Annotated in this window: 17 protein-coding genes; 9 read left to right on the top strand and 8 right to left on the bottom strand. The window is 61.9% G+C overall.

Annotation, left to right across the window (positions count from 1 at the left end):
- Positions 1–175: 175 nt before the first annotated feature.
- From ACOZK9_RS02945 to pmrG, 3 genes are all read right to left on the bottom strand, one after another.
- The gene (locus ACOZK9_RS02945) at positions 176–1,693 is read right to left on the bottom strand and encodes an ArnT family glycosyltransferase (protein WP_421555244.1); all 1,518 of its coding nucleotides are present in this window, start codon (positions 1,691–1,693) and stop codon (positions 176–178) included.
- 26 nt (positions 1,694–1,719) lie between these two features.
- The gene (arnT, locus tag ACOZK9_RS02940) at positions 1,720–3,375 is read right to left on the bottom strand and encodes a lipid IV(A) 4-amino-4-deoxy-L-arabinosyltransferase (RefSeq protein WP_421555243.1); all 1,656 of its coding nucleotides are present in this window, start codon (positions 3,373–3,375) and stop codon (positions 1,720–1,722) included.
- A 189-nt stretch (positions 3,376–3,564) separates the two neighbouring features.
- Positions 3,565–4,239 carry a lipopolysaccharide core heptose(II)-phosphate phosphatase PmrG gene (gene pmrG, locus ACOZK9_RS02935; protein ID WP_152751727.1) on the bottom strand — a complete coding sequence of 225 codons (675 nt, stop codon included), beginning with the start codon at positions 4,237–4,239 and terminating at the stop codon, positions 3,565–3,567.
- Positions 4,240–4,512: 273 nt separating this feature from the next.
- On the opposite strand from pmrG, the gene ACOZK9_RS02930 reads away from it, so the two are divergent.
- The 4 genes from ACOZK9_RS02930 to ACOZK9_RS02915 all read left to right on the top strand — a co-directional run bounded on the left by ACOZK9_RS02930 (position 4,513) and on the right by ACOZK9_RS02915 (position 10,266).
- Complete coding sequence (locus ACOZK9_RS02930) at positions 4,513–5,181, top strand: ABC transporter ATP-binding protein (RefSeq protein WP_058412800.1); 669 nt, start codon at positions 4,513–4,515, stop codon at positions 5,179–5,181.
- Between the two features lies 1 nt (position 5,182).
- Positions 5,183–7,645 carry an ABC transporter permease gene (locus ACOZK9_RS02925; protein WP_152751729.1) on the top strand — a complete coding sequence of 821 codons (2,463 nt, stop codon included), beginning with the start codon at positions 5,183–5,185 and terminating at the stop codon, positions 7,643–7,645.
- Positions 7,635–8,699 carry a lipocalin-like domain-containing protein gene (locus ACOZK9_RS02920; RefSeq protein WP_152751731.1) on the top strand — a complete coding sequence of 355 codons (1,065 nt, stop codon included), beginning with the start codon at positions 7,635–7,637 and terminating at the stop codon, positions 8,697–8,699. The genes ACOZK9_RS02925 and ACOZK9_RS02920 overlap by 11 nt, the downstream gene beginning before the upstream one ends.
- Positions 8,700–8,823: 124 nt before the next feature.
- Positions 8,824–10,266 (top strand): hypothetical protein, encoded by a 1,443-nt coding sequence (locus ACOZK9_RS02915; RefSeq protein ID WP_152751733.1) that lies wholly within the window; start codon positions 8,824–8,826, stop codon positions 10,264–10,266.
- A gap of 111 nt (positions 10,267–10,377) precedes the next feature.
- Here the strand turns inward: ACOZK9_RS02915 and ACOZK9_RS02910 are convergent, their stop codons facing one another.
- The 5 genes from ACOZK9_RS02910 to ACOZK9_RS02890 form a co-directional block, all read right to left on the bottom strand.
- Positions 10,378–11,241 carry a LysR family transcriptional regulator gene (locus tag ACOZK9_RS02910; protein ID WP_122250320.1) on the bottom strand — a complete coding sequence of 288 codons (864 nt, stop codon included), beginning with the start codon at positions 11,239–11,241 and terminating at the stop codon, positions 10,378–10,380.
- 143 nt (positions 11,242–11,384) lie between these two features.
- Complete coding sequence (locus tag ACOZK9_RS02905) at positions 11,385–12,146, bottom strand: alpha/beta hydrolase family protein (RefSeq protein ID WP_421555242.1); 762 nt, start codon at positions 12,144–12,146, stop codon at positions 11,385–11,387.
- A gap of 102 nt (positions 12,147–12,248) precedes the next feature.
- A complete protein-coding gene (locus ACOZK9_RS02900) occupies positions 12,249–13,664 on the bottom strand; it encodes an efflux transporter outer membrane subunit (RefSeq protein WP_421555241.1) in 1,416 nt (471 codons plus the stop codon).
- Positions 13,657–15,648, bottom strand: a complete 1,992-nt coding sequence (locus ACOZK9_RS02895) for a MacB family efflux pump subunit (protein ID WP_152751735.1) — start codon at positions 15,646–15,648, stop codon at positions 13,657–13,659. The genes ACOZK9_RS02900 and ACOZK9_RS02895 overlap by 8 nt, the downstream gene beginning before the upstream one ends.
- Positions 15,632–16,804 (bottom strand): efflux RND transporter periplasmic adaptor subunit, encoded by a 1,173-nt coding sequence (locus tag ACOZK9_RS02890; protein ID WP_421555240.1) that lies wholly within the window; start codon positions 16,802–16,804, stop codon positions 15,632–15,634. Before ACOZK9_RS02890 ends, ACOZK9_RS02895 begins: the two co-directional genes overlap by 17 nt.
- A gap of 339 nt (positions 16,805–17,143) precedes the next feature.
- Here ACOZK9_RS02890 and ACOZK9_RS02885 point away from each other — a divergent pair, with 339 nt between their 5' ends.
- From ACOZK9_RS02885 to ACOZK9_RS02865, 5 genes are all read left to right on the top strand, one after another.
- Positions 17,144–17,626 carry a sigma-70 family RNA polymerase sigma factor gene (locus ACOZK9_RS02885; protein WP_421555239.1) on the top strand — a complete coding sequence of 161 codons (483 nt, stop codon included), beginning with the start codon at positions 17,144–17,146 and terminating at the stop codon, positions 17,624–17,626.
- A gap of 119 nt (positions 17,627–17,745) precedes the next feature.
- Positions 17,746–19,083 (top strand): lysine N(6)-hydroxylase/L-ornithine N(5)-oxygenase family protein, encoded by a 1,338-nt coding sequence (locus ACOZK9_RS02880; RefSeq protein ID WP_122250315.1) that lies wholly within the window; start codon positions 17,746–17,748, stop codon positions 19,081–19,083.
- 104 nt (positions 19,084–19,187) lie between these two features.
- The gene (locus ACOZK9_RS02875; RefSeq protein WP_058412789.1) at positions 19,188–20,408 is read left to right on the top strand and encodes a putative DNA modification/repair radical SAM protein; all 1,221 of its coding nucleotides are present in this window, start codon (positions 19,188–19,190) and stop codon (positions 20,406–20,408) included.
- On the top strand, positions 20,405–21,247 hold the full coding sequence (locus tag ACOZK9_RS02870) for a TIGR03915 family putative DNA repair protein (protein ID WP_421555238.1): 843 nt from the start codon (positions 20,405–20,407) through the stop codon (positions 21,245–21,247). The genes ACOZK9_RS02875 and ACOZK9_RS02870 overlap by 4 nt, the downstream gene beginning before the upstream one ends.
- Before the next feature lie 195 nt (positions 21,248–21,442).
- Positions 21,443–22,336, top strand: coding sequence for a GNAT family acetyltransferase (locus ACOZK9_RS02865; RefSeq protein ID WP_152751740.1), 894 nt, complete (start codon positions 21,443–21,445; stop codon positions 22,334–22,336).
- Positions 22,337–22,444: the final 108 nt, after the last annotated feature.

Here is a 22,444-nt window from a genome sequence, read left to right as displayed (position 1 = left end):
CTGGGCTTTTCAAGATCGAAAGCCGACCCCATCTCCCAAGCCGAACGCGGTCAAACTGTGGGAGCGGGCTTGCTCGCGATAGCCTCAACTCGGTGTGCCTGATGGTCCGAGGTGCCTGCATCGCGAGCAAGCCCGCTCCCACAGAAAGCAGACTTGCTGTGTACTCTGAAGCCGATCATCTCGGCGTGGGAATAAACGCCACACTGCCGCCCTCACGTTTTTGAAACAGCCGCTCGCCATTGTCCGGCTGTGTAGTGATCACCTGATGATCCGCGCCCAGGTAAGCCAGTGGCGTCGGGTCGTCCTTGGTGTACTGCGCGACGATAATCGTGTGGCGAGGGTCGAAGCCCTGGCCGCTGGTTTTTTCCAGCCAGGCCATCAACGCGGCGCTGTCGCCCTGGCGTGGGAAGTCTTGGGTTTCACTGACGTAGTAGAACGGCTTGCCGCCATTTTGAAGGTACATCGGCAGCTTGTTATCGACCTCCACCAGCACCATCTGCCAGTGGTTCCACGGTGCGCTTTTGACGGCTTCGGCTTTTACATCCTCAGCAAAGCGGGTCACGCCGCCGTTGCCGGTGGTCCAGGGGTAGATCACGCCAAGCACCAGTAACAGCAAGCCTGCGGTGATGCCAAACGCCTTCTGCCAGCGCGGCCAGCTGGCGGGCTTTTTGTGCAGGCGTTCACTCAGCCACCAGGCGCCAAGCAATTGCGCAAATGGCACCAACGGCAGCACGTAGTAGCTGCGGCGGCTGCCACTGGCGGTGAAGAACACAAACAGCAGGCCCAGGCCCCACACCAGCCAGCGCACATTGGCAGGCGTATGCTTCCAGTTGCGCAGCGCCAGCGCCACGCCGAGCAGCCAGCACGGTGCCCATGGCAGGGTGTAGGCGGGCAGGTAAATCAGGTAGGTGTAGATCGGCCCCATGTGGTCGAACGGGTCGAAGAAGCGCACGACGTTTTCCTTGAACACCAGTTCAAGGCCGCTCTCGCCGTAGGTCGGCGCGCCATAGATGTGCGACAGCACAAAGGGAATCGCATAAAACGCTGCGGCAATCAGCACGGCCAGCAACAGGCGCAGGTTGAGGTGGCGTTTGTAGCGCTGCTCGCTGAGCAGGTGCGGCAACAGCACCAGGCCCGGCAGCACAAAGCCGATCAGGCCTTTGAACAGCGACGTCGCCGCCAACAGCAGAAAGAATACCGTGTAGCGCCCGAGCCGGGTGTCATCCGGCCCGCGCCAGTACCACCACACCGCCGCCAACACGCCACACACGGTGAGTATGTCCGCCGTGGCAACCCGGCCCCAGAACAGAAAGTAGAAGGTGGTGGCGAGCATCCAGCCGGCAATCAGCCCGGTGCCTTTGCGGTATAAACGTTCGCCGAGCAGGTAGACCAGCCAGATGCTCAGCCAGGCTGCAAGCACCGATGACAGGCGCAGCGACCACGGCCCAAGCCCGCCCATCAGGCCGGCTGACGCGGTGATCAGCCAATAGGAGGGCAGGGGTTTATCGTAGTAGGGCGCGCCCTTGAGGAACGGGTCAAAATAGTCACCGCTTTGCAGCATCTGCAGGGCGATGTTGGCCCAGCGGGTTTCCGGCCCCCATAAGTCGCGACTGCCCAGCCCCAGCAACAGCAGCACTGCCGAGACGCTCAGCAACATCACCAGGGCGCCGCGTTCGGTTTTCCAAAAGCTCATGGGTGGTTCTCATGGCAGGCGTAACGTTAGGGAAGCTTGGGGTAAATAATCAGTAGCAGGGCGCCCTTGCGATAGCGTGTGCCGCCCGCTGGCAATTGCCCTTCTTCGCGATGCTCGCTGGTGCTTTTGACGCGCATCAACACCCCGACCGAACCCTGTTGGCGAGCCTCGGCCAACCACGGCTGTACGCTTTCCAGGCTGACCTTGCGATGCTCCGCGTCTGCATAGTTGAGGCCGTAGCTCAGCTCGCCTTCGGTGTCATAAAACGCAACGTCAGGCCGACGCAGACGCCAGGCCAATGCGGCGGCTGAGCCCAGCTCATTGCTGATCAAAGCATGGGTTTGTTGCAGTTCATCCAGATGTTCAAGCACGAACTGGTCGGGCATTTCGGTCGCGGTGATCGCGTGCGGCATGCCCGCCGGCAGCAGCGCCACCAGCAAGCCGATACCCAGCGCAGGCATGGCCCACAACGTCAGCGGGCGCACGGCTTGCAGCAAATTGACGAGTATCCAGCCGAGCAGCACGATAAAGCTCAGCGACAGGCTGAACATTTCAGCATGGCTGTTGCCGTACAGCGGTTTGTCGATTTGCAGGTAGATCAATGTCGCCATCGCGCCGGCGCCAATCACGAAGTTGAGCAGGCCGTTGATGCGCAGCGAACGTGTTTCGCCGCGGCTGATCAGGTCCATCAACGCGTGCCCCATCAGCAGCGCCAAGGGCAGCAGGCACGGCATGATGTAGGTGGGCAGCTTGCCGTTACTCAGGCTGAAAAAGCCCAGCGGCAGCAGCAACCACAGGGCGAGGAAGACAATCGCCGGTTGGCCTTTGTCTTTCCATATTTTCAGCAGCGTGCTTGGCAGCAGCCCGGCCCATGGCAAGCACGCCACCACCATGATCGGCAGGAAGAACCACCACGCGCGTGCATGTTGTGCATTGCTCGCGGAGAAGCGGCGGATATGTTCGTGCCAGAAAAAGAAGCGCCAGTAGTCCGGTTCCTGCAGATGAATCTCCCACACCCACGGCAGGCAAATCAGCAGCGCCAGTCCAATCGCCAGCGGGCCGTAGCGCAGCAGTTCAGCCAGCCGACGCTGCCAGAGCATGTACGGCACAGCGATCAGCACGGGGAGCATCCAGGCCAGAAACCCCTTGGTCATAAAGCCCATGCCACAGGCCACGCCCAGCGCCGCCCAGGCGCCGAGACGAGCCCGAGGCGTGCGGCTGTCGAGGGCAAACCACAGCGCAACCAGGCTGAGGTTGACCCAGAAGGTGAACTGCGGGTCGAGGTTGGAATAACCCGCTTGGCCGGCCACCAGCCCAAAGCTCATGTAGAGCAGGGCGCAGGCAAAACTTTTGCGAGGGTCGTTCCACAGCCGCCGCGCGATGAGGTAAGCCAGCACGACGCTGAGGCCGGTGGTCAAGGCCGAGGCGATGCGCACGCCGAACAGGTTTTCACCGAACACCGCCTGGCCGAGTGCGATCAACCAATAGCCGGCGGCGGGTTTTTCGAAGTAGCGCACGCCCATAAAGTGCGGTGCGACCCAGTTGCCGCTCAGCAGCATTTCCTGGCTGACTTGGGCGTAGCGGGTTTCATCCGGTATCCACAAACCGTGCAGGCCCGTAGGCAATAGATAAAACACGGCGAAGGCGAGTAGCAATAGCGGTAACGGTTTTAATCGGGTCATGAAAACGCCGCTCCTTGACGTTCAATGGGTAAGAATGAGTGTGTAAAAGTAATAGCGCAAAGAATCAAAACGTTCACTAAGTGGCTGAAAGTATTCATGTCATGCTCAAGTAACGGGCGCAGTTAAACATGCCAGAAGAGGGCTGTCGTTTTGCTGAACATGGGAGGGGGCAAACGTTAAAGAATGTAACTACAAGGTCTTCATGACGGCAGCCCACGCCTGGCTGTTCATGATGCCGAGCGTCTCGAACTTACCGTTGGCCAGCACCCGTACGAACAAGGCACTGCCGTAATCGGGGAACGTGGCGTGGGGGAAACCCAAGCTCTTTTCGAAGTCCGCAATGCAGCCGCTGTGGGTGACAAATACCAGGTTGCGCCCCGGCTGTTTGTGGCTGAGCAGTTCTTCGCCGATGGCCGCGCCGCAAATCGCCTGCTGGCTCGACGTGAACTCGGCCTTGCCGAACATGAAGTGCGAGGTCTGTGCCGTGCGCAGGACGGGGCTGGCGAGCACGTCGCTGTGCTCCATGCCGAGCTTGATGAATGCCTTGCCGAGCGCTTCGGCATGTTGGCTGCCTGACACCGTCAAGCCATCGAGTGGGCCGAGGCAGGGGTTGCTTGAGCGATCGCAGCGCTCTTCATGACGCACCAGCACGATCAAATCACCATCGCGCCAACTGGGCAGCACCTGCGAGGTCAGCAAGCGATTGCCGATGCCCAGGTCACGCGGCGATGATGGCCATAGCAGAAAACCGGTGAGCAGCAGGGCAATCACCACGAGGCCTGCGCACCACGTTCGCAGCCGCTTGAAATAGCTTCGGCGCGAGCGCGGTTTAATCAAGGTTACGTCAACCACATCATTCACCATGGGCACTGTCGGCAGTGTTTTATTAAGTAGGCGCAACGCGTGAGGGATGCCAATAATCGGGCAAAAGCCTGTCACAGGGCTGCTGTCTTTTCGCTGAACATGCGACGGTTAAACAGTTTCGTCAGTGGCAACTAACAGGTTGCCGGTTATCGACGCTTGGTGGGCAATTTAGAGTGACGCGGGTGGGCAAGCAGTGAAATCCATGTGAAAAATTTGCGTGCTCTCAACGGTCAGCCGTTATTCTCACGTGGAGTCCTTAACACGAGCGTTCTTATGTTGCAGGTGCACAATGTGCTTAAACGCTACGCCACCCCGCAGGGCCCGTTGACGGTGCTGGCGGGCGTCGACTTGTGCCTGAATGAGCGCAGCAGCCTGGCGCTGATGGGCGAGTCGGGCAGCGGCAAGAGCACGTTGCTGCACTTGGTGGCCGGGCTCGATCGGGTAGACGGCGGCAGCATCCAGGTCGGCGAGCAGCGCCTCGACCAATTGAACGAGGCGCAACTGGCGCATTGGCGCCGCACCGAAATCGGCCTGGTGTTTCAGCAGTTCAACCTGATCGGCAGTTTGCGCGTCGACGCTAACCTGGCGTTCCAGGCACGGCTGGCGGGGCGCTTTGATCCGCAGTGGCAAGCGCAATTGGTCGAACGCCTGGGCCTGGGTGACTTGCTCAAGCGGTATCCCGAGCAACTGTCAGGTGGCCAACAGCAGCGGGTCGCCGTGGGGCGTGCGTTGGCGTCGCGGCCCGGCTTGTTGCTGGCCGATGAACCGACCGGCAACCTCGACGAAGCCACCAGCGATGAAGTGCTGCAACTGCTGCTGGACCTGTTGCGCGACAGCCCCACCAGTCTGTTGATGGTCACGCACAGCCCGCGTATCGCCGCGCGCCTCGACCAGCAAGTGGTGTTGCACCGCGGCCGTGTTGTGCCTGCGGACGCGCGCTGAAATGGCGGTATTTTATTGGACGTTACGTGCGCTGCTGAGCCATTGGCGGCGCCACCCTGTGCAGTTTTTCAGCGTGCTGACGGGCCTGTGGCTGGCCACCGCGCTATTGACCGGGGTGCAGGCGCTCAACAGCCAGGCGCGGGACAGCTACGCACGCGCCAGCCAACTGATCGGCGGTGAACCGCAAGCCAGCCTTAGTGCGCCGGACGGTGCCAGTTTCCCCCAAGCGCTGTTTGCCGACCTGCGCCGTGCCGGGTGGCCGGTGTCGCCAGTGGTGCAGGGGCGTTTGGTGCTGCAGGGGCACGAAGAGCAACGCCTGCAATTGATGGGCATTGAACCGCTGTCGTTGCCCGGCAGCGGCGCGGTGGCGGGGCAACAGTTGAGCCAGGCGCAGATGCTCGGGTTTTTTGAGCCACCGGGGCGCACCTGGATAGCGCCGCAAACCTTGCTGGCGTTGGGGCTGCACGCGGGTGACCAACCGCTGACCGCGAGCGGGCAGGCGCTGCCGCCGTTACAGGTTCAGCCGGACATGGCCCCCGGCCTGTTGCTGACCGACATCGGCTTTGCGCAACCGTTGCTGCAGATGCCCGGGCTGCTCTCGCGCTTGCTGCTCGACAAGGCGTTTGCCGCCACGCATCCCACGCCATCGGCTGAACTGCAGCTCAAGCAGGGCGAGGACAACAACCTCTCACGCCTCACCGAAAGCTTTCACCTGAACCTTGATGCGCTGGGTTTTTTGTCGTTTGTGGTGGGGCTGTTTATCGTCCACGCGGCCATCGGCCTCGCGCTGGAGCAACGCCGTGGGCTGCTGCGCACCCTGCGTGCCTGCGGGGTCAGCGCGCGCATGTTGATCCTCAGCCTGGGCGTCGAACTCGGCGTTTTGTCGTTGCTCGGCGGCGTGCTCGGCGTTGCCAGCGGTTACCTGCTGGCCAGCCTCTTACTGCCGGATGTCGCCGCCAGCCTGCGCGGCTTGTATGGCGCCGAGGTGCCGGGCCAATTGAGCCTCAGCCCGTGGTGGTGGAGCGCCGGGTTGGGGTTGAGCCTGCTTGGCGCACTGCTCGCCGGGGCCAGTAGCCTATGGCGGGCGGCGCGCTTGCCGCTGCTGGCGCTGGCCAATGCGCAAGCGTGGCACGAGGCGCACGGGCGCTGGTTGCGGCGCCAAGGCTGGGTGGCGTTGACTGCGCTGGTGATTGCGGTGCTGGCGCTGTACGTCGGCGACAGCCTGGCCGCAGGCTTTGTGCTGATGGCGAGCTTGCTGCTGGGCGCGGCGCTGGGCCTGCCGGTGGTGCTCAACGGCGTATTGACGGCAGTGCTTGGGCGCAGCCGTTCGGTGCTGGGCCAGTGGTTTCTGGCGGACTGTCGCCAACAGTTGCCGGCCTTGAGCCTGGCGCTGATGGCATTGCTGTTGGCCCTCGCGGCGAATATCGGTGCGGGCTCGATGACCTCGGGTTTCCGCCAGACCTTCAACAATTGGCTGGAACAACGCCTGACGGCCGAGCTGTACCTGAACCCGCAAAACCCGCTGCAGGCTGAGCAACTCGGCAGCTGGTTAGCGCAGCAACCACGGGTGCAGGCGGTGCTGCCTGCCTGGCAGGTCGCGGTGCAATTGCAAGGTTGGCCGGCGGATGTATTCGGCGTGGTCGACGACCCGACCTATCGCCAACACTGGCCGTTGCTTGAGGCCGCCAGCGCACCCTGGGATCAGTTGCTGCAAGGCGACACGGTGATGCTCAGCGAGCAATTGGCGCGGCGTTTGAAGGTGCAATTGGGTGATGTGGTCAACATCCCCACGCCGCAGGGTAGCTGGTCGCCCAAACTGGTGGGCATCTACGCCGACTACGGCAACCCCAAAGGCCATCTGCTGGTGCATTCGCAACACCTGTTGGCGCACTGGCCGACGCTGACCCCGGCGCGTTTCAACCTGCGCGTACTGCCGCAAAACGTAGCGCCGCTGGTGCGTGAGGTGCAGCGTGTGTTTGCCCTGGAAGACAGCCGCGTCGTCGATCAACAGCAACTCAAAGGTTGGTCGAGCCAAGTGTTTGAACGCACCTTCGCTGCCACCGCCGCCTTGAACAGCCTCACCCTCGGCGTCGCCGGTGTGGCGCTGTTTATCAGCCTGTTGACGCAGAGCCAAAGCCGCCTCGGTCAACTCGCCCCGTTGTGGGCGCTGGGTGTGACGCGGCGGCAACTGATGCTGCTTAACCTCGGCCAAACCTGGCTGCTGGCGGTGTTGACGCTGGTACTGGCGTTGCCGCTGGGGCTGCTGCTGGCGTGGTGCCTGGACGCGGTGATCAATGTGCAGGCGTTCGGCTGGCGCCTGCCGTTGCAGGTGTTCCCGTGGCAGCTTGCGCAGTTGTTGGGGCTGGCGCTGCTGGCGACCTTGTTGGCTTCGGCGTGGCCACTGTGGCAGTTGTACCGCAGTCGCCCGGCGGATTTGCTGAGGACCTTTGCCAATGAAGATTAAACCGCTGTTGTGGGCGGCAATATTGCTGCTCACGGCGTGTGACAAAGTGCCGGCGCCGCAAGAAAGTTTTGCCGGGCTGGGCAGCGATGCCGCGGACTTTACGCAGGTAGTGCCCGGCAAGGTGTTCAGCTTTCCCGAGGACCACGGCCCGCATGCCGGCTTTCGCATCGAATGGTGGTACGTCACCGCCAACCTCAAAGACGCGCAAGGCAATGTATTCGGCGTGCAATGGACACTGTTCCGCAATGCCTTGAAGGCCGGCCCGACGCAACCCGGTTGGCACGACTCCACCGTTTGGCTGGGCCATGCGGCCGTCACCTCTGCCACCCGGCATTACGCCGCCGAACGCTACGCGCGAGGTGGCGTTGGCCAGGCGGGTGCCCAAGCGCTGCCCTTTAACGCGTGGATCGACGATTGGAATTTCGCCACGCGCGCGGGTGCCGCGAGCGCGTTGGCGGATATGCAGCTCAAAGCGGCTGGCGCGCAATTCGCCTACGATTTGCACCTCACCTCCAGCCGGCCGCTGGTGCTGCAAGGCGACCACGGCTACAGCCGCAAATCCGACCAGGGCCAGGCGTCGTACTACTACAGCCAGCCGTCTTTTACGGCGGCCGGTAGCGTCAGCATCGACGGCAAAACGTACCAGGTCAGCGGCCCCGCGTGGCTCGACCGCGAATGGAGCAGCCAACCCCTGGCGGCCAGCCAAACCGGCTGGGACTGGTTCTCGCTGCATCTGGACGATGGCGAGCAATTGATGCTGTTTCGCGTCCGTCAAAAAGACGGAGCGGGTTACCTGACCGGCACCTGGATCGACCAGCAAGGGCACACACAGACCTTGCACAATGCCGACATCCAGCTCACGCCCTTGGCCACCACCCGCATTGATGGGCGCGAAATTCCGACGCGCTGGTCGCTGAAAATTCCCGCCAAACAATTGAATATCACCCCCCAGGCGGTCAACTCAAAGGCGTGGATGAACCTGAGTATTCCGTACTGGGAAGGGCCGGTGCAGTTTGAGGGCGGTGTGGGGTATTTGGAGATGACGGGGTATTAGCGCGCTTTTTTGGCAGGCATTTATTTAAATAAATACTGTACATCCATACAGTCATGTTCTAGAGTTTATCCCAGGTGACCGGATGTCACCTGAGCTTCACTTTTTAACTATGGATGGATAAAAAATGAAATCGAAAAAAGCCCTGTTGCTGGGCGCGGCCATGATGGCCGCAAGCTTCACATCGGCCTTTGCCCTGGCCGAGCCACCGCTGCCTAAACTCAGTACTGATAAGGTCAATCAGGCTGTGCTTGACGCGCTTAAACCGGGCGGCACGCTTGTGCCGGCAAAGGTCTCGGACGCGTTTCGGCAAAAACTCCTGGACGCCAAAAACGGCAAGGCTAAAGCCGTTGCAAAGGCGGCTAAATCTGCGCCCTTCAACACCGCCGTCGGCGAGCTGAAAAAAACAGACCAGGCGAAGTTGCACGCTGCGGCCAGCGCCGCCTTTGAACCGCTGTTCCCGACCCTCGATATCAACACCCTCTACACCATCACTGAAGTGCAAACGGGCCAGGAATTCCCGTACCACTTCAACCTGCCGCAAAACGCTCGGGTATTGGTGCAATTGGTCGATCAGAGCGCTGGCGCCGATATGTCGCTGACCCTGTTCCGTGATGATGGCCAGGGCAACCTGGAAGTGGTTGCCAGCTCCGACAACGCCGGCAATGCCGATGAGTACCTGAGCGGCATCCTGCCTGCCGGGGATTACTACTGGTATATGGTGGCCAAGACCGCGAACAACGCGCAGTTCAGTTTCGGCGTGGCGGTGGACACCAACATCGATGCGTTTGAACCCAACGACACTGCGCAAACCGCGTTCGTGCTGCCGGACTCGATGAACAAAGTCACCGGCAACCTCGACAACGCCGATGACGTTGATTACTTCGACTTCAAGGCGGTGCGCGGCCAGAGCGTGAGCATGTACCTGGCGGGTGACGCGAATGGCAGCCGCAACCAGTGGATCTTCGACCGCTTCGACGGCGCCAACTGGATTACCGTGCCGGCCGGTTCGAGTTCGACCTACCCGAGCGTAACGCCCGGCAGCACAGTCAAGGTGCGTGTGCGTGCCAACCCTGAGGTGGAGCAAGACCCAACCTTGCACTACCAATTGAGCCTGGGCTCTACGCCACGTTTGAATACGAGCAGCGTCAAGGGTGACAACATCGTGCGTGTGCCGGTGAGTGAAATGCCGCTGGCGACACAAACCGGGCGCGTGCTGAATTGGTCGACTCAATGGTCGGACTCGACCGGCGCGCCGTTGCTGGGCGTCACGCCGCTGCTGCGTGTTGACAGCCACTTCATCGACCTCAACTACCGTTGGGTTGACTACACGGCGACCACCAACAGCGCGGGTGTGTCTTCGGCCACTGCGAATATCGGCACCTGCGTGGGTGATTTCCGTACGGTGATCGACGATAGCAGCACCGGTGTGCCTTACAAGTGGGCGACCACGTATAACCAGGGTGGCTGGCGTATCGAGCTGGCGGAGTTCCCGGGTGTGGGCGTGGGGGGCAACAATGTGGAGTACGTCAGCCTGGGGCATATTTGCACTCAGAGCATCATCCGTTGATGGGATGAAGTGAGAAGGGGCAGCCTGTGTAGGCTGCCCCTTTTTTTGTGTGGCTGTGGTGAGCATCCCTGTGGATGCTTCCCGCGCTGTGCACGGCGCTGTTGCGTGGGTTCAAATCAGCGGGTCCCAGCGTTGCGACCAGTCACTTTCGGCTTTGACCACGTCGCGCAGCAACCCCAGTGCTTGTTGCAATACGGCTGAATCGCGTGCGCGTGAGTACACCAGGTAGGTCGGGAAACTGAATTCCGGTGCCTTTGGTACGCGTTGCATCACGCCGCTGTCGAGGTAGCTCTGCACCACCCGCGTGCGGAAATACCCGGCGCCGCCGTTTTCCAGGATGTACTGCAACGCCAGTGGGCCGAGGTTGAAACTCAGGGCGGCGCGGGCTTTTTCGGGCAGGGCGGCATCGTGCTGTTGGCGAAAACCCTGGCCCCAATCGATGTACACGTACGGGGCCGGCTTGCTGACCAATTGCACCAGGATCAGTTTTTCTTCGAGCACTTGCTCGACCTGCAACCCCGGCCAGTAGTGCGGCTGAAACACCAGCGCGGCGTCCAGCGCACCCAATTCCAGTTGGCGCAGCAGGTAATCACCTTCGCGCACTTCGGTGCGCAGCGCATGCCCCGGGATGTGTTCGCGCAGTGCCTGAGCCCAGCCGAGCATCAACGGGTTGCACAGGCTCACCTCACCGCCGATATGCAACACATTGCGGCAGCCTTCGGGTAACGGCAGGTCACGCCGCGCGGCCTCCCAGGTTTGCAGTAACTGGTTGGCGTACACCACGAAGGCCTCGCCATCGGCGGTCAGCCGTGCACCGGCGCGGTTGCGCACAAACAGCGTGCTACCCAGCTGACTTTCGAGGTTTTTAACGCGCGCAGTGATGGCGGTCTGGGTGACGTGCAGTTTCTCGGCCGCCGCGGCCAGGCTGCCGCAGCGGGTGATTTCGAGGAAAGTGCGTGCCAGTTCGATGTCCATGAAGCCCCCAGGAATGAATGCGGCACATTGTAGCGGCCGGGTGTTGAGGGGGCTCAAAAAAACGCTGAGACGCTGGCTGCCGATAGCGTGGAAGCGTCAACGCGGCCTGAGGTTTTCAGCGCCATGAGCGCGTAAACCGGCGGTTATTCCCAACTGCCGAGGTCGAGGCAGCGCGTGGCGGCTGGCGGCTGCTTGCCATTCACCAGAAAATCAGCCACCCATCGGTTAACACACCCGGCGGCTGCGGCACCGGGCCGCGTCGGCTCCTTGAGCAGCAATTGCTCGATGCCGCTGGCCGGCGGCTCGGCGTGCCCGGCGTTGACCAACACCATGCGTGCAACACGCTCGGAAAACAGCGCGGCGTAGCGGCTGCCAATGCGCGTAGCGTCAGCGTTACCGAGGTAGTTCAGCCGTGCCTCACCCAGTTGCTTGCGCACAAACTCCATGTCGAACGCGGCCTGATCAACGCCGCCCTCGCGGCTCAGGTCACGGGCGCTCAGTTCGATAACGTCATAGCGGTTAGTCAATGTGCGATAGGCCTGCGTGGCGTAGGACTCCCAGCGGCTGACCAAGTGGACGACAAAGGTTGCGCCTTGACCTTTTTGCGGCTCGCCGGCCTGAATAAATACCACCCCTTCACGGCTGAGGGGGTCACGCGCGCCAACACGGGTCATGGCCAGGCGCACATTACCGCGTTTGGGCGCGGCATGGTCGCGAGGCACGTTAACGCTGCCGCACTGGGTTCGGTCAAGCACCTCGGGGTCCGGCCGTTCGAAATCGGGGAAGGGGCAGTCCAGGAGCCAGTCAATGGCAGTGGGCGCAATCAGCGGTTCGGCCAGCGCGCGGCCAGCCACCAGCCACAGGCAGAGGCACGCCAAGCTTCCTACAATCACGCAGGGTTTCATCAAGAGGTTCCGGGCAGCCGTGTGAAGGCGGCTTTTTACCAAGGACCCAGGGTCGAAGAATGTAGGTTTATTAAACGCTTTGTGTAGGAACTTGGAGTTTTGCTATTCGACGCGCGCATCCCATCCGCCACCCAACGCCTTGTACAGGGCAATACTGGCCTGCAACCGCGACAGTCGCAGTTGCACGTTCAAGTCTTGCGCCGCGTAGAGCGTGCGTTGGGTTTCGAGCACCGTGAGCATGTCTTCGGCGCCCGCCTGGTAGCGGCTTTCGGCGATCTGGAAGGCGGTTTGCGCCTGTTGCAGCTCTTCGGCCTGCCATTCGCGCTGCTGGTCGAGGCGCGTGATGCTGCTGAGCGACTTCTCGACATCGGCAAAGCCATTAATGATTGCGCCGCGATACGTCTGTAGCAGTTCGTCCTGACGGGCGCGGGCCTTGTCGCGTTCGGCGCTTAAACGGCCATTGTTGAAGATCGGCGCCACCAGGCCCGAGGTCAGGCTGTAGAACGGGCTGCGCAGGATTTCTTCAGCCTTGTAGGCACCCGAACCAAGGGTCGCGCCCAAGGTCACGGTGGGCAGCATCGCCGCGCGGGCCACCGCGACGTCGGCACTGGCCGCGGCAAGCTGCGCTTCGGCCTGTGCCAGGTCGGGGCGACGGCTGAGCAACTGGCTGGGCACGCCGGGGCCGATGCTCGGCCAGGTCAGTGCCTGGAACGGCTCGGTGCCCAGGTTCAGCGCCTGCACGGGCTGGCCGAGGAGGGCGGCGAGGGTGATCAGTGATTCTTCAGCCAGTTGCTGTATCAGCGGCAGTTGCCGCTCTTGGCTGGCCACCAGACTTTTCTGTTGGGCCAGTTCCAGGGCGGTGGCTGCGCCTGCACCGTAGCGGGTTTGCACCAGGTTGAGCACAGTGCGCGCATTCGCAAGGTTCAGCTCGGCGATCTGCCTGCGCTGGCGCGCTGCGAGGGTTTGCGCATAGCGATCGGCCACGTTGCCGAGCAGCGTCAGCTCCACCGTCGCCTGGTCGAACTGGCTGGCGCGCAGGGTTTGCACGGCGCTGTCGCGAGCGGCGGCGCGGCCACCCCAGAAGTCCAGCTCATAGCTGGCGGTGAGGTTGGCGCCGAAGCTGTCGACGGTGTTGTTGCCCTCTGTGGCGTCGAGGTCCGAATTGCCGCTGCCACGCAGCAGCTTTTCACGGCTGGCGGTCAGGTTGAACTTGACCTCGGGCAACAACGGCGCACCGGCTATCACCGCGTTGGCTTGGGCCTGGCGAACGCGTGCCATGGCGGCGGCCACGTCATGGCTGTCACGTCGCGCCTGGTCGATCAGGCGATTGAGCTGCGGGCTGGCAAAATGCGTCCACCAGCGCTGGTTGGTCGCGTCGGCGGCGTTGCGCTCGGCGTATTGCCACGCGGCGGGCGGCGCGATGCCGCTGTCGTTGGCCGCTGGGTTAGCGCTGCAGGCATTGAGCAACAGGCACAGGCCAAGCAGGCTCAAGTGCGGTGTGACGGAGGGTTTATTCACTGGTTAACGCCTTAACCGGATCGAGCCGGGCAGCTTTACGGGCCGGCATAAAGCCGAATACAACACCGGTGACCAGCGCGCAGCCAAACGCGCCAAGCACGGCCACCAGAGAAAACTGCACCGCCACCTCGGCCAGCACCAGCACGCCGCCCACCAGCAGCGCCAGGGCAATACCGCACAGGCCGCCGACCACCGAGAGCATCACCGCCTCGGTGAGAAACTGGCGCAGAATGTCGCGCTGGCGTGCCCCGGTGGCCATGCGGATGCCAATTTCGCGGGTGCGTTCGCGCACGGTCATCAGCATGATATTCATCACGCCGATGCCGCCCACCAGCAGCGAAATCGCCGCAATCGAACCGAGCATCAATGACAGCGTGTTGGCCGTGCGCGCCTCGGCCTGGATCATCGCCGCGCTATTGGTCAAACGGTAATCACGCTTGCCGTTATGCAGCTTTAGCATAAGTTCATCAATCGCCCGTTCGGTGGCGTGCACGTTGCGCGCATCGGCGGCGGCAATGACCACGTATTCGGGATTATAGGTGCCGAACAGGCGCACGCTCGCGGCGTTGTAAGGAATGGCGACACGGTCGTCGCTGTCTTCATTGCCGGAACTTGAGCCTTTTTCGGCGAGTACGCCGATCACTTGGAAGGGCACGTTCTCGATCAGAATGTAATGGCCGATTGGGCTGTCTACGCCCTTGAAGAGTTTTTCGCGGATCCGATGGCCGATCACCGCTACGGTGGCCCCGGCACGCTCGTCGGCCTCGGTGAAGTAGCTGCCTTCGACCACCGGCCAGTTGAAAATCTGTGGAAAGTTGATGTCGTTTCCGCCCACGTAAGCGAGGTAGTCGACGTTGCCGAAGCGCACGCCGGCGTCACTGCCATTCACCGGCATGATGTGCTTGACCTGGGGCAGTGTGGCCAAGGCCGCAACGTCGTTGAGAGTCACCACCCCGGGCGGCGTGCGTGGGTTGGGCGAGATGCCGCTTAAGTAGATGATGTTGGAGCCGAACGCGCCCATCTGCGCCATGACCTGGCGTTTGCTGCCTTCGCCCACCGCCAGCATCACCACCACCGACGCGACGCCGATGACGATGCCGAGCAACGTCAGCGCGGTGCGGAACCGGTTGATCCACATCACCCGCCAGGCCGCCTGCACTGCGTCCACCAGTTCGGCTTTCCAGGCACCGTTGTGTTCGGCACCGTCGGCCAGCCGCTGGCGCAGGTCAACCGCTTGCAGCGCGCCGCTGTTGGCCGTGGCGGGCACGCAGGTTTCACTCAGCGCCGAATCGCTGATGATCAGGCCGTCGCGAATTTCGATGATGCGGTTGGCGCGCGCCGCAACTTCACGGTCGTGGGTAATCAGGATGACCACATGGCCCTGGTTCGCCAGCTCGTCGAGCAGCGTCATCACCTCGGCGCCGCTGTGGCTGTCGAGGGCACCGGTGGGTTCATCGGCGAGGATGATATGGCCGCCGTTCATCAGCGCGCGTGCGATAGAAACGCGTTGTTGCTGGCCGCCGGAAAGCTGGTGCGGGCGGTTGCCGGTGCGCTCGGCCAGGCCCAGGCGGGTCAGCAGCGCCTTGGCGCGGGCGTGGCGTTCGGTGGCGCTGATGCCCGCGTAGATCGCCGGCATCTCGACGTTTTCCTGCGCCGAACCGGACGCAATCAAGTGGTAGCCCTGGAACACAAAACCAAAGGCTTCGCGGCGCAGCCAGGCCAACTCGTCGCTGCCCAGGTGCGCGACGTTTTCGCCCGCGAACAAATAGTCGCCTTCGGTAGGCCGGTCGAGGCAGCCGAGGATATTCATCAGCGTGGATTTGCCCGAGCCCGACGCGCCGACAATCGCCACAAATTCGCCGGCATGGATCGCCAGGTCGATGCCACGTAATACGTCGACCTGCGGGCTGTCGCCGCCGCCGTAGGATTTGCGCAGGTGCTTGAGTTCGATCAGCGGCGTGGTCACATCAACCTCCGTTGCCATCGGCTGGGCCGATCAGCACGTGGTCGCCCTCGTTGAGGCCGCCCAGCACCTCAACCCGCAGGCGGTCGCTGATACCCAGGCGCACTTCGCGCGGTTCGATGGCGCCGTTTTTCGCCACCACCCGTGCAACCTGCGTGTCGCTGCCGTGGTTGCCCTGCAGGGCCGCGACCGGCACGGTGAGTGCATCCTGAACGCGGCTGGCGACGAAAAATACCTGCGTGGTCATTTCGGCCATCAGTGCATTGTCGGTGTTGTCGACGTCGAGCAGCACGGTGTACAGCACCACGCGGCCACTGCCGGTCTTGCTTGAGCTGCTGGGGCTGCCATTGCCCTGGCTGGTCTCGTTCAGCGGCTTGGGCGGGATCGGCAGGATCTGGCGCACGCTGCTGGTCCAGTGCCGGTTGCCGCCGCTGAGGGTGGTGAAGTAGGCGCTCATGCCGGGTTTGACGTGGCCGATGTCGGCTTCCGAGACTTCGGCCCATACCGTCATCGGTGACAACTTGGCGATGCGCAAAATCAGCGGCGTCTGTTGCTGGGCGTTAAGGGTTTGGCCGACGCGCGCGTCCACCGCCACCACCGTGCCGCTCATGGGCGCGTAGATACGCGTATAACCCAGTTCCGCTTCGTCGCTGCGCAGGCTGGCCTGGGCCTGGCGAATCTGTGCCTGGAACATCTCGACGCGGGCCTGGGTGGCACTCAGTTCGGCCTTGGCGGTTTGCACGTCTTCTTCGCGGGTGGCATTGCCCGCGACCAGGCGCTGCTGACGGCGATATTTTTGCCGGGCCAGCGCGTGCTGGGCTGTCTGTTCCTGTAACTGGGCCTTGAGGTTTTCGATGGCGTAGCGGCTGGCGTCGAGCTTGGCTTGTTGCGTTGCGGGGTCGATTTCTACCAGTAACTGACCTTGCGTGACCTGATCGCCAGCCTCGACGTGGATCTGGCGGATTTGCCCGGACGCCTGAGCACCCACGTCGACATAGCGGCGCGGCTGCAGCGTGCCGAGAGCAGTCACGCTGTTTTCTATGTTAGCGCGGGTTACGGTGACCGTTGCCAAGCTGTCACGACCCGGCGGCAGCAACAACCAGGCGGCGGCCGCAATTAGCGGTATCAGGCACGCAACAGCAAGCAGGGCGCGTCGGGCGGGGCGAGGGCGTTTCATGCGTTGGTTCCAGCCAGGCAGTGTGGGCCGCAGTTGCGGAGAGCTGACTGTTATACGAGAAAAATGCCCGAAGATTTAGGCGTTTACACAAGCGGTAACAGCTCTGTCGAATAAAAAATTCGCGCGTTGGCGCAAGACTTGGTTAAAAGTAGATGAGAATTACTATAAATTGCACGTGCTCAAACTGCCATCATTCATGGCCGGTTTGTACAGGCGCGAATATCCGCGAAAAACGTTCACGATGACGCGTGCTTCCAGGCAGCACCTGTCACGCTCAGGTTCCGTGCGCGCACGCTCGCGTCTAGAGGGCCAAATACCATTGCGAGGCGGTCGGGAGTCATGTTGGAAAACTACTATCGCGAGCTGGTGTGTTTCCTTAACGCCAAGCTGGGCAACCGTCAGGTGGCCGAAGATGTGGTGCATGACGCTTACGTGCGGGTGCTTGAGCGCGCAAGCGCCACGCCGATCGAGCAACCGCGTGCGTTTTTGTACCGCACGGCGCTGAACCTGGTGATCGACGGCCATCGACGCAACGCCTTGCGCCTGGTCGAACCCCTCGAAGTACTCGACAACGAGGAGCGTTTTGCGCCCAATTCACCGCACGCCAGCCACGATCAGGGCCAACGCCTGGAGATGCTCAAGCGCGCGCTCGCCGAACTGCCGAAGGCCTGTCGCGACAGCTTCCTGCTGCGCAAACTGGAGGGCCTGTCGCACCCGCAGATCGCGCAGCGTTTGTGTATTTCCCGCAGCCTCGTCGAGAAACATATCGTCAATGCAATGAAACACTGCCGGGTGCGCATGCGTGAGTGGGAAGCGCACTGATCAATGATCAGTTAAATTTTATTTCACTGTCCTCGTTTCCTATCAACAGATGGCCTGTTGTTCAGGCCTTGAAGGTATTCACGCCCCATCGCCAAGGGGCTTATCCAGAGGACACTGGAATGACACAGGCAATTGCATCGCCCGCGGTTCACGACCTGATCGGTATCGGTTTCGGCCCCTCGAACCTGGCGCTGGCCATCGCCCTGCAGGAGCGCGAGAAGACTCAGGGCAAACTGGACGCGCTGTTTCTCGACAAGCAGGCCGATTACCGCTGGCATGGCAATACCCTGGTGACCCAGAGTGAATTGCAGATTTCATTCCTCAAAGACCTCGTGACCCTGCGCAACCCCACCAGCCCCTACTCGTTCGTCAACTACCTCAAGGCCCACGACCGCCTGGTCGACTTCATCAACCTGGGCACTTTTTACCCATGCCGCATGGAGTACAACGACTACCTGCGCTGGGTCGCCGGGCAGTTCCAGGCCCAGGCGCGCTATGGCGAGGAAGTGCTGGCCATCGAGCCGATTCTGCACCAGCAGCACGTTGAGGCATTGCGCGTTATTTCGCGTGATGCACTGGGCGAACAGCATGTGCGCACCACCCGTTCGGTGGTGGTCAGCGCCGGTGGCACGCCGCGTGTGCCGCAAGCGTTCAAGGCCCTGCGCGACGACGCCCGGGTGTTCCACCATTCCCAATACCTGTCGCGCATGGCCCAGCAGCCGTGCGTTGACGGTAAGGCGATGCGCATTGCGATCATCGGCGGCGGGCAAAGCGCGGCCGAAGCGTTTATTGATCTCAACGACAGCTTCCCTTCGGTGCAGGTCGACATGATCCTGCGCGGTTCGGCACTCAAGCCGGCCGATGACAGCCCGTTCGTCAACGAAGTGTTCTCGCCGGCCTTTACCGACCTGGTATTCCAGCAAGTCGGCGCCGAGCGCGAGCGCCTGGTCGCCGAGTACCAGAACACCAACTATTCGGTGGTTGACCTGGACCTGATCGAGCGTATCTACGGCATTTTCTACCGTCAGAAAGTCTCCGGCATTGCCCGCCAAGCCTTCCGCACCCTGACCGTGGTCGAGAAAGCCAGCGCCGGCCCGCTGGGCATCGAACTGGCGCTGCGCAACAACGCCACGGGCGAAACCAGCCTCAGCCATTACGATGCGGTGATCCTCGCCACCGGTTACGAGCGCCAGATGCACCGCGAACTGCTCGCGCCGCTGCAAACCTACATGAGCGACTTTGAAGTGAGCCGCGACTACCGCATCGTCACCGACGAGCGCTGCAAGGCGGGGGTTTACATTCAGGGTTTCAGCCAGGCCAGCCATGGCTTGAGCGATACCTTGCTGTCGGTATTGCCGATTCGGGCGGATGAAATTGCCGCCTCGTTGTATGAGCATGATCGTCATCGTGGCAAGGCACGTTCGGCGCAGGATCTGCTCTTGGCCAATGCGAGCTGACAAACTACCGTTCAGCCGCAAGTTGCACCCAGCGTGCAGCTAACCCCTTGCAGCTCGAAGCGGGCTACTGATACTGTACAAAAAACCAGTACCGGTAACCCGCCATGCAGTTGATCGAAAAACTCAGCATCCTCGCCGACGCCGCCAAATATGACGCGTCGTGCGCCAGCAGTGGCGCGCCCAAGCGCAGCTCCGAGGGCAAGGCGGGGCTGGGTTCCACCGACGGCATGGGCATTTGCCACAGCTACACCCCGGACGGGCGCTGTGTGTCGCTGCTCAAGGTGTTGCTGACCAACTTCTGCCTCTACGACTGCCAATACTGCGTCAACCGCCGTTCCAGCGACGTGCCGCGCGCGCGTTTCAGCCCGGAAGAGGTGGTCACCCTGACGCTCGACTTCTACCGGCGCAATTGCGTCAGCGGGCTGTTTCTCAGTTCCGGCATCATCCGTTCGGCCGACTACACCATGGAGCAGTTGGTGCGGGTCGCCAAACTGTTGCGCGAGGAACATGACTTTCGCGGTTATATCCACCTCAAGACCATTCCCGAGGCAGACCCGGCATTGATCGCCGAGGCGGGGCGCTATGCCGATCGACTCAGCGTGAATATCGAACTGCCCACCGATGCCAGCCTGCAAACCCTGGCGCCGGAGAAGCAGATTGTCTCGATCAAGCAAGCGATGCAGACCATTTACACCGGGGAGCAGACCGTACTCAACGAGCCGCGCGCACCGCGTTTTGCCCCGGCCGGGCAGAGTACGCAAATGATCGTCGGCGCCGATGACACCGACGACAGCACCATCCTCCACGGCGCCGAGGCGTTGTATGGCAGTTACAAGCTGCGCCGCGTGTATTACTCGGCGTTCAGCCCGATTCCCAACAGCCCGAAAAGCGTGCCCCTGGCCGCGCCGCCACTGATGCGTGAGCACCGCTTGTATCAGGCAGACTTTCTGCTGCGCAGCTACGGTTTCAGCGCCAACGAACTGTTTCAAGGCCCTGGCGATCTGGCGCTGGACATCGACCCCAAGCTGGCGTGGGCGTTGGAGCACCGCGAGGTGTTCCCGCTGGACCTGAACCGCGCCGAACCGACCCTGATTGCGCGCATCCCCGGCATTGGCCTGCGCACCACGCAGCGCCTGGTCGACCTGCGGCGCGAACGCAAGATCCGTTTCGAAGATTTGGCGCGCATGCGTTGCGTACTGGCCAAGGCCAAACCGTTTTTCATCACCAGCGATTACCATCCGCAACAGGCGGACAGCACCAGTGTGTTGCTGCGCGAGCAATTGCGTGACCGCCCGCAGCCACAGCAAATGGGCTTGTGGGGATGATCAGCCTGGAATGCGACAACCTGTTCAGCATCTGGCGCGAGCAGGCGCGCTGGCTGCTCAGCCATCAAGTCGACCCCAGCCAGGTGAGCTGGGGCAAGGCGGAAGTGGCGGATTTGTTTGCCACCGACCAGCCCATTCCCGAAGGCCTTGGCCCGTTCCAAGCGCGAATCCCCAAGGCGCTGTTAGCGTTGTTGGAGTCGGCGGCGTGTTATCACGGCGATCAGCGCTGGAGCTTGCTGTACGAGGTGCTGTGGCGCGTCAGCCATGGTGATCGCACGGCGATGTTGGCGGGCGACAAGCTCGGCAGCGAGTTGCAACGGCGGATCAAGCAGGTGAGTCGCGAGGCCCATCACCTGCATGCCTTTGTGCGGTTCATCGCCTTGCCCGCAGAGGCGGGGCCGGAGTTGCCGGAGTACGTGGCCTGGCATGAGCCGGCGCATGACATTCTGAAATCCGCCAGTGAGCATTTTATCGGGCGCATGGGCCGCCACCGCTGGATGATCGCCACGCCGTTGGACGCTGTGTATTACGACGGTGAGCAGTTGATTCATCAGCGAGCGTGCCCCGAGGCGTGGCAGCAACTGGCGCAGAATGTGGAAGACCCGCACAGCGCCATGTGGCTGACCTATTACAGCCATATATTCAACCCGGCGCGTCTCAACCCCAAGGTAATGGAGGGGCACTTTCCGAGCCGGTTCTGGAAGAACCTGCCGGAGGGCAAGTTGATACCGGGGTTGATCAGTGAGGCACGTACGGGTAAACAGAAGGATGGGCAGGCGAAGCTGATTGGGGCCAAACCGGGAAAGCAAATTGCGCCGTCGGTGGTTGCAGACCGCTGAGTGGTTAGGTCAAAAGCTCCCACAAAAAGCAGACCTGATGTGTACTCTAGACTCGCTTTTGATCTGCTTTAACCACTCAGGTCGGCTCCCACATTTGACCGAGTTGATTCGCTGTGAGGGCGTACTCAAAAGCCCAGCCACACCCCCACCTTGGTAGGGTGGTACGCGTCATTGCCCCGTCAGCCAGGAGGAATCATGTCTATCGCCATTCGTCTCGCCCAGGCAACCGATGCCGACGAGATCAGCCAGGTCATCCTGGCCGCCTTGCACAGCAGCAATGCCCGGGATTACCCGGCGGATGTTATCGCCCGCGTCGCGAGCAACTTCACCGCCGACGCTGTGCTTGCACTGCTAGAGCGTCGGGTTGTACTGGTGGCCGTTCAGGATCAGGTGATCGTTGCGACTGCGGCCCTTGATGGCAATGTGGTGCGCTCAGTGTTCGTCAACCCCGCCCTGCAAGGCCAGGGCATTGGCCGGCTATTGATGCTCGACATCGAAGTGCGTGCCCGTGAAGCCGGCGTCACGGTATTGAACGTTCCGTCTTCGCTGACCGCCGAGCCGTTCTACACCAAGCTGGGGTTTCACACCGTGCGCGATGTTTACCACGGTAACGAGCGCACGCTGGTGATGGAGAAGGTGCTGTCATCGCGCCACCCGATTGGGCCATATCGCGACCGTCAGCACCGCGCGCAGGTGGTTGCTCTGTGGCAGGAGGCTTTTGGCTATGACACGGCGCATAACCTGCCGAGCCTGGCGATTGATAAAAAGCTGGCGGTCAACGACGGCTTGTTCTTCGTGGCGACGGATAAAAAAGCCGTGATCGGTACCGTCCTCGCAGGCTATGACGGGCATCGCGGCTGGCTGTATTCGGTGGCGGTGCACGCGGACTATCGGCGGCACGGCTTGGGTGCCTCGTTGGTTCGGCATGCCGAACAGGCGTTAACGGCGCTGGGCTGCATGAAAATCAACCTGCAGATCACCGGCGGTAATGACGCGGTGGTGGGGTTCTACGAGGCATTGGGGTACGCGGTGGAGCCGAGAATCAGCATGGGCAAGAAGATTGCCGAGAATATTCCCGCTCAATCCTGAAAACGTCGCAAGCAAATGTGGGAGGGGGCTTGCTCCCGATGGCGGTGGGTCAGTCAACTCATGTATCAACTGTAAAACTGCTATCGGGAGCAAGCCCCCTCCCACAAA

The organism is Pseudomonas kitaguniensis (assembly GCF_049199985.1).
Taxonomy (GTDB): domain Bacteria; phylum Pseudomonadota; class Gammaproteobacteria; order Pseudomonadales; family Pseudomonadaceae; genus Aquipseudomonas; species Aquipseudomonas kitaguniensis.
This window is presented reverse-complemented; position numbering and strand designations above follow the sequence as displayed.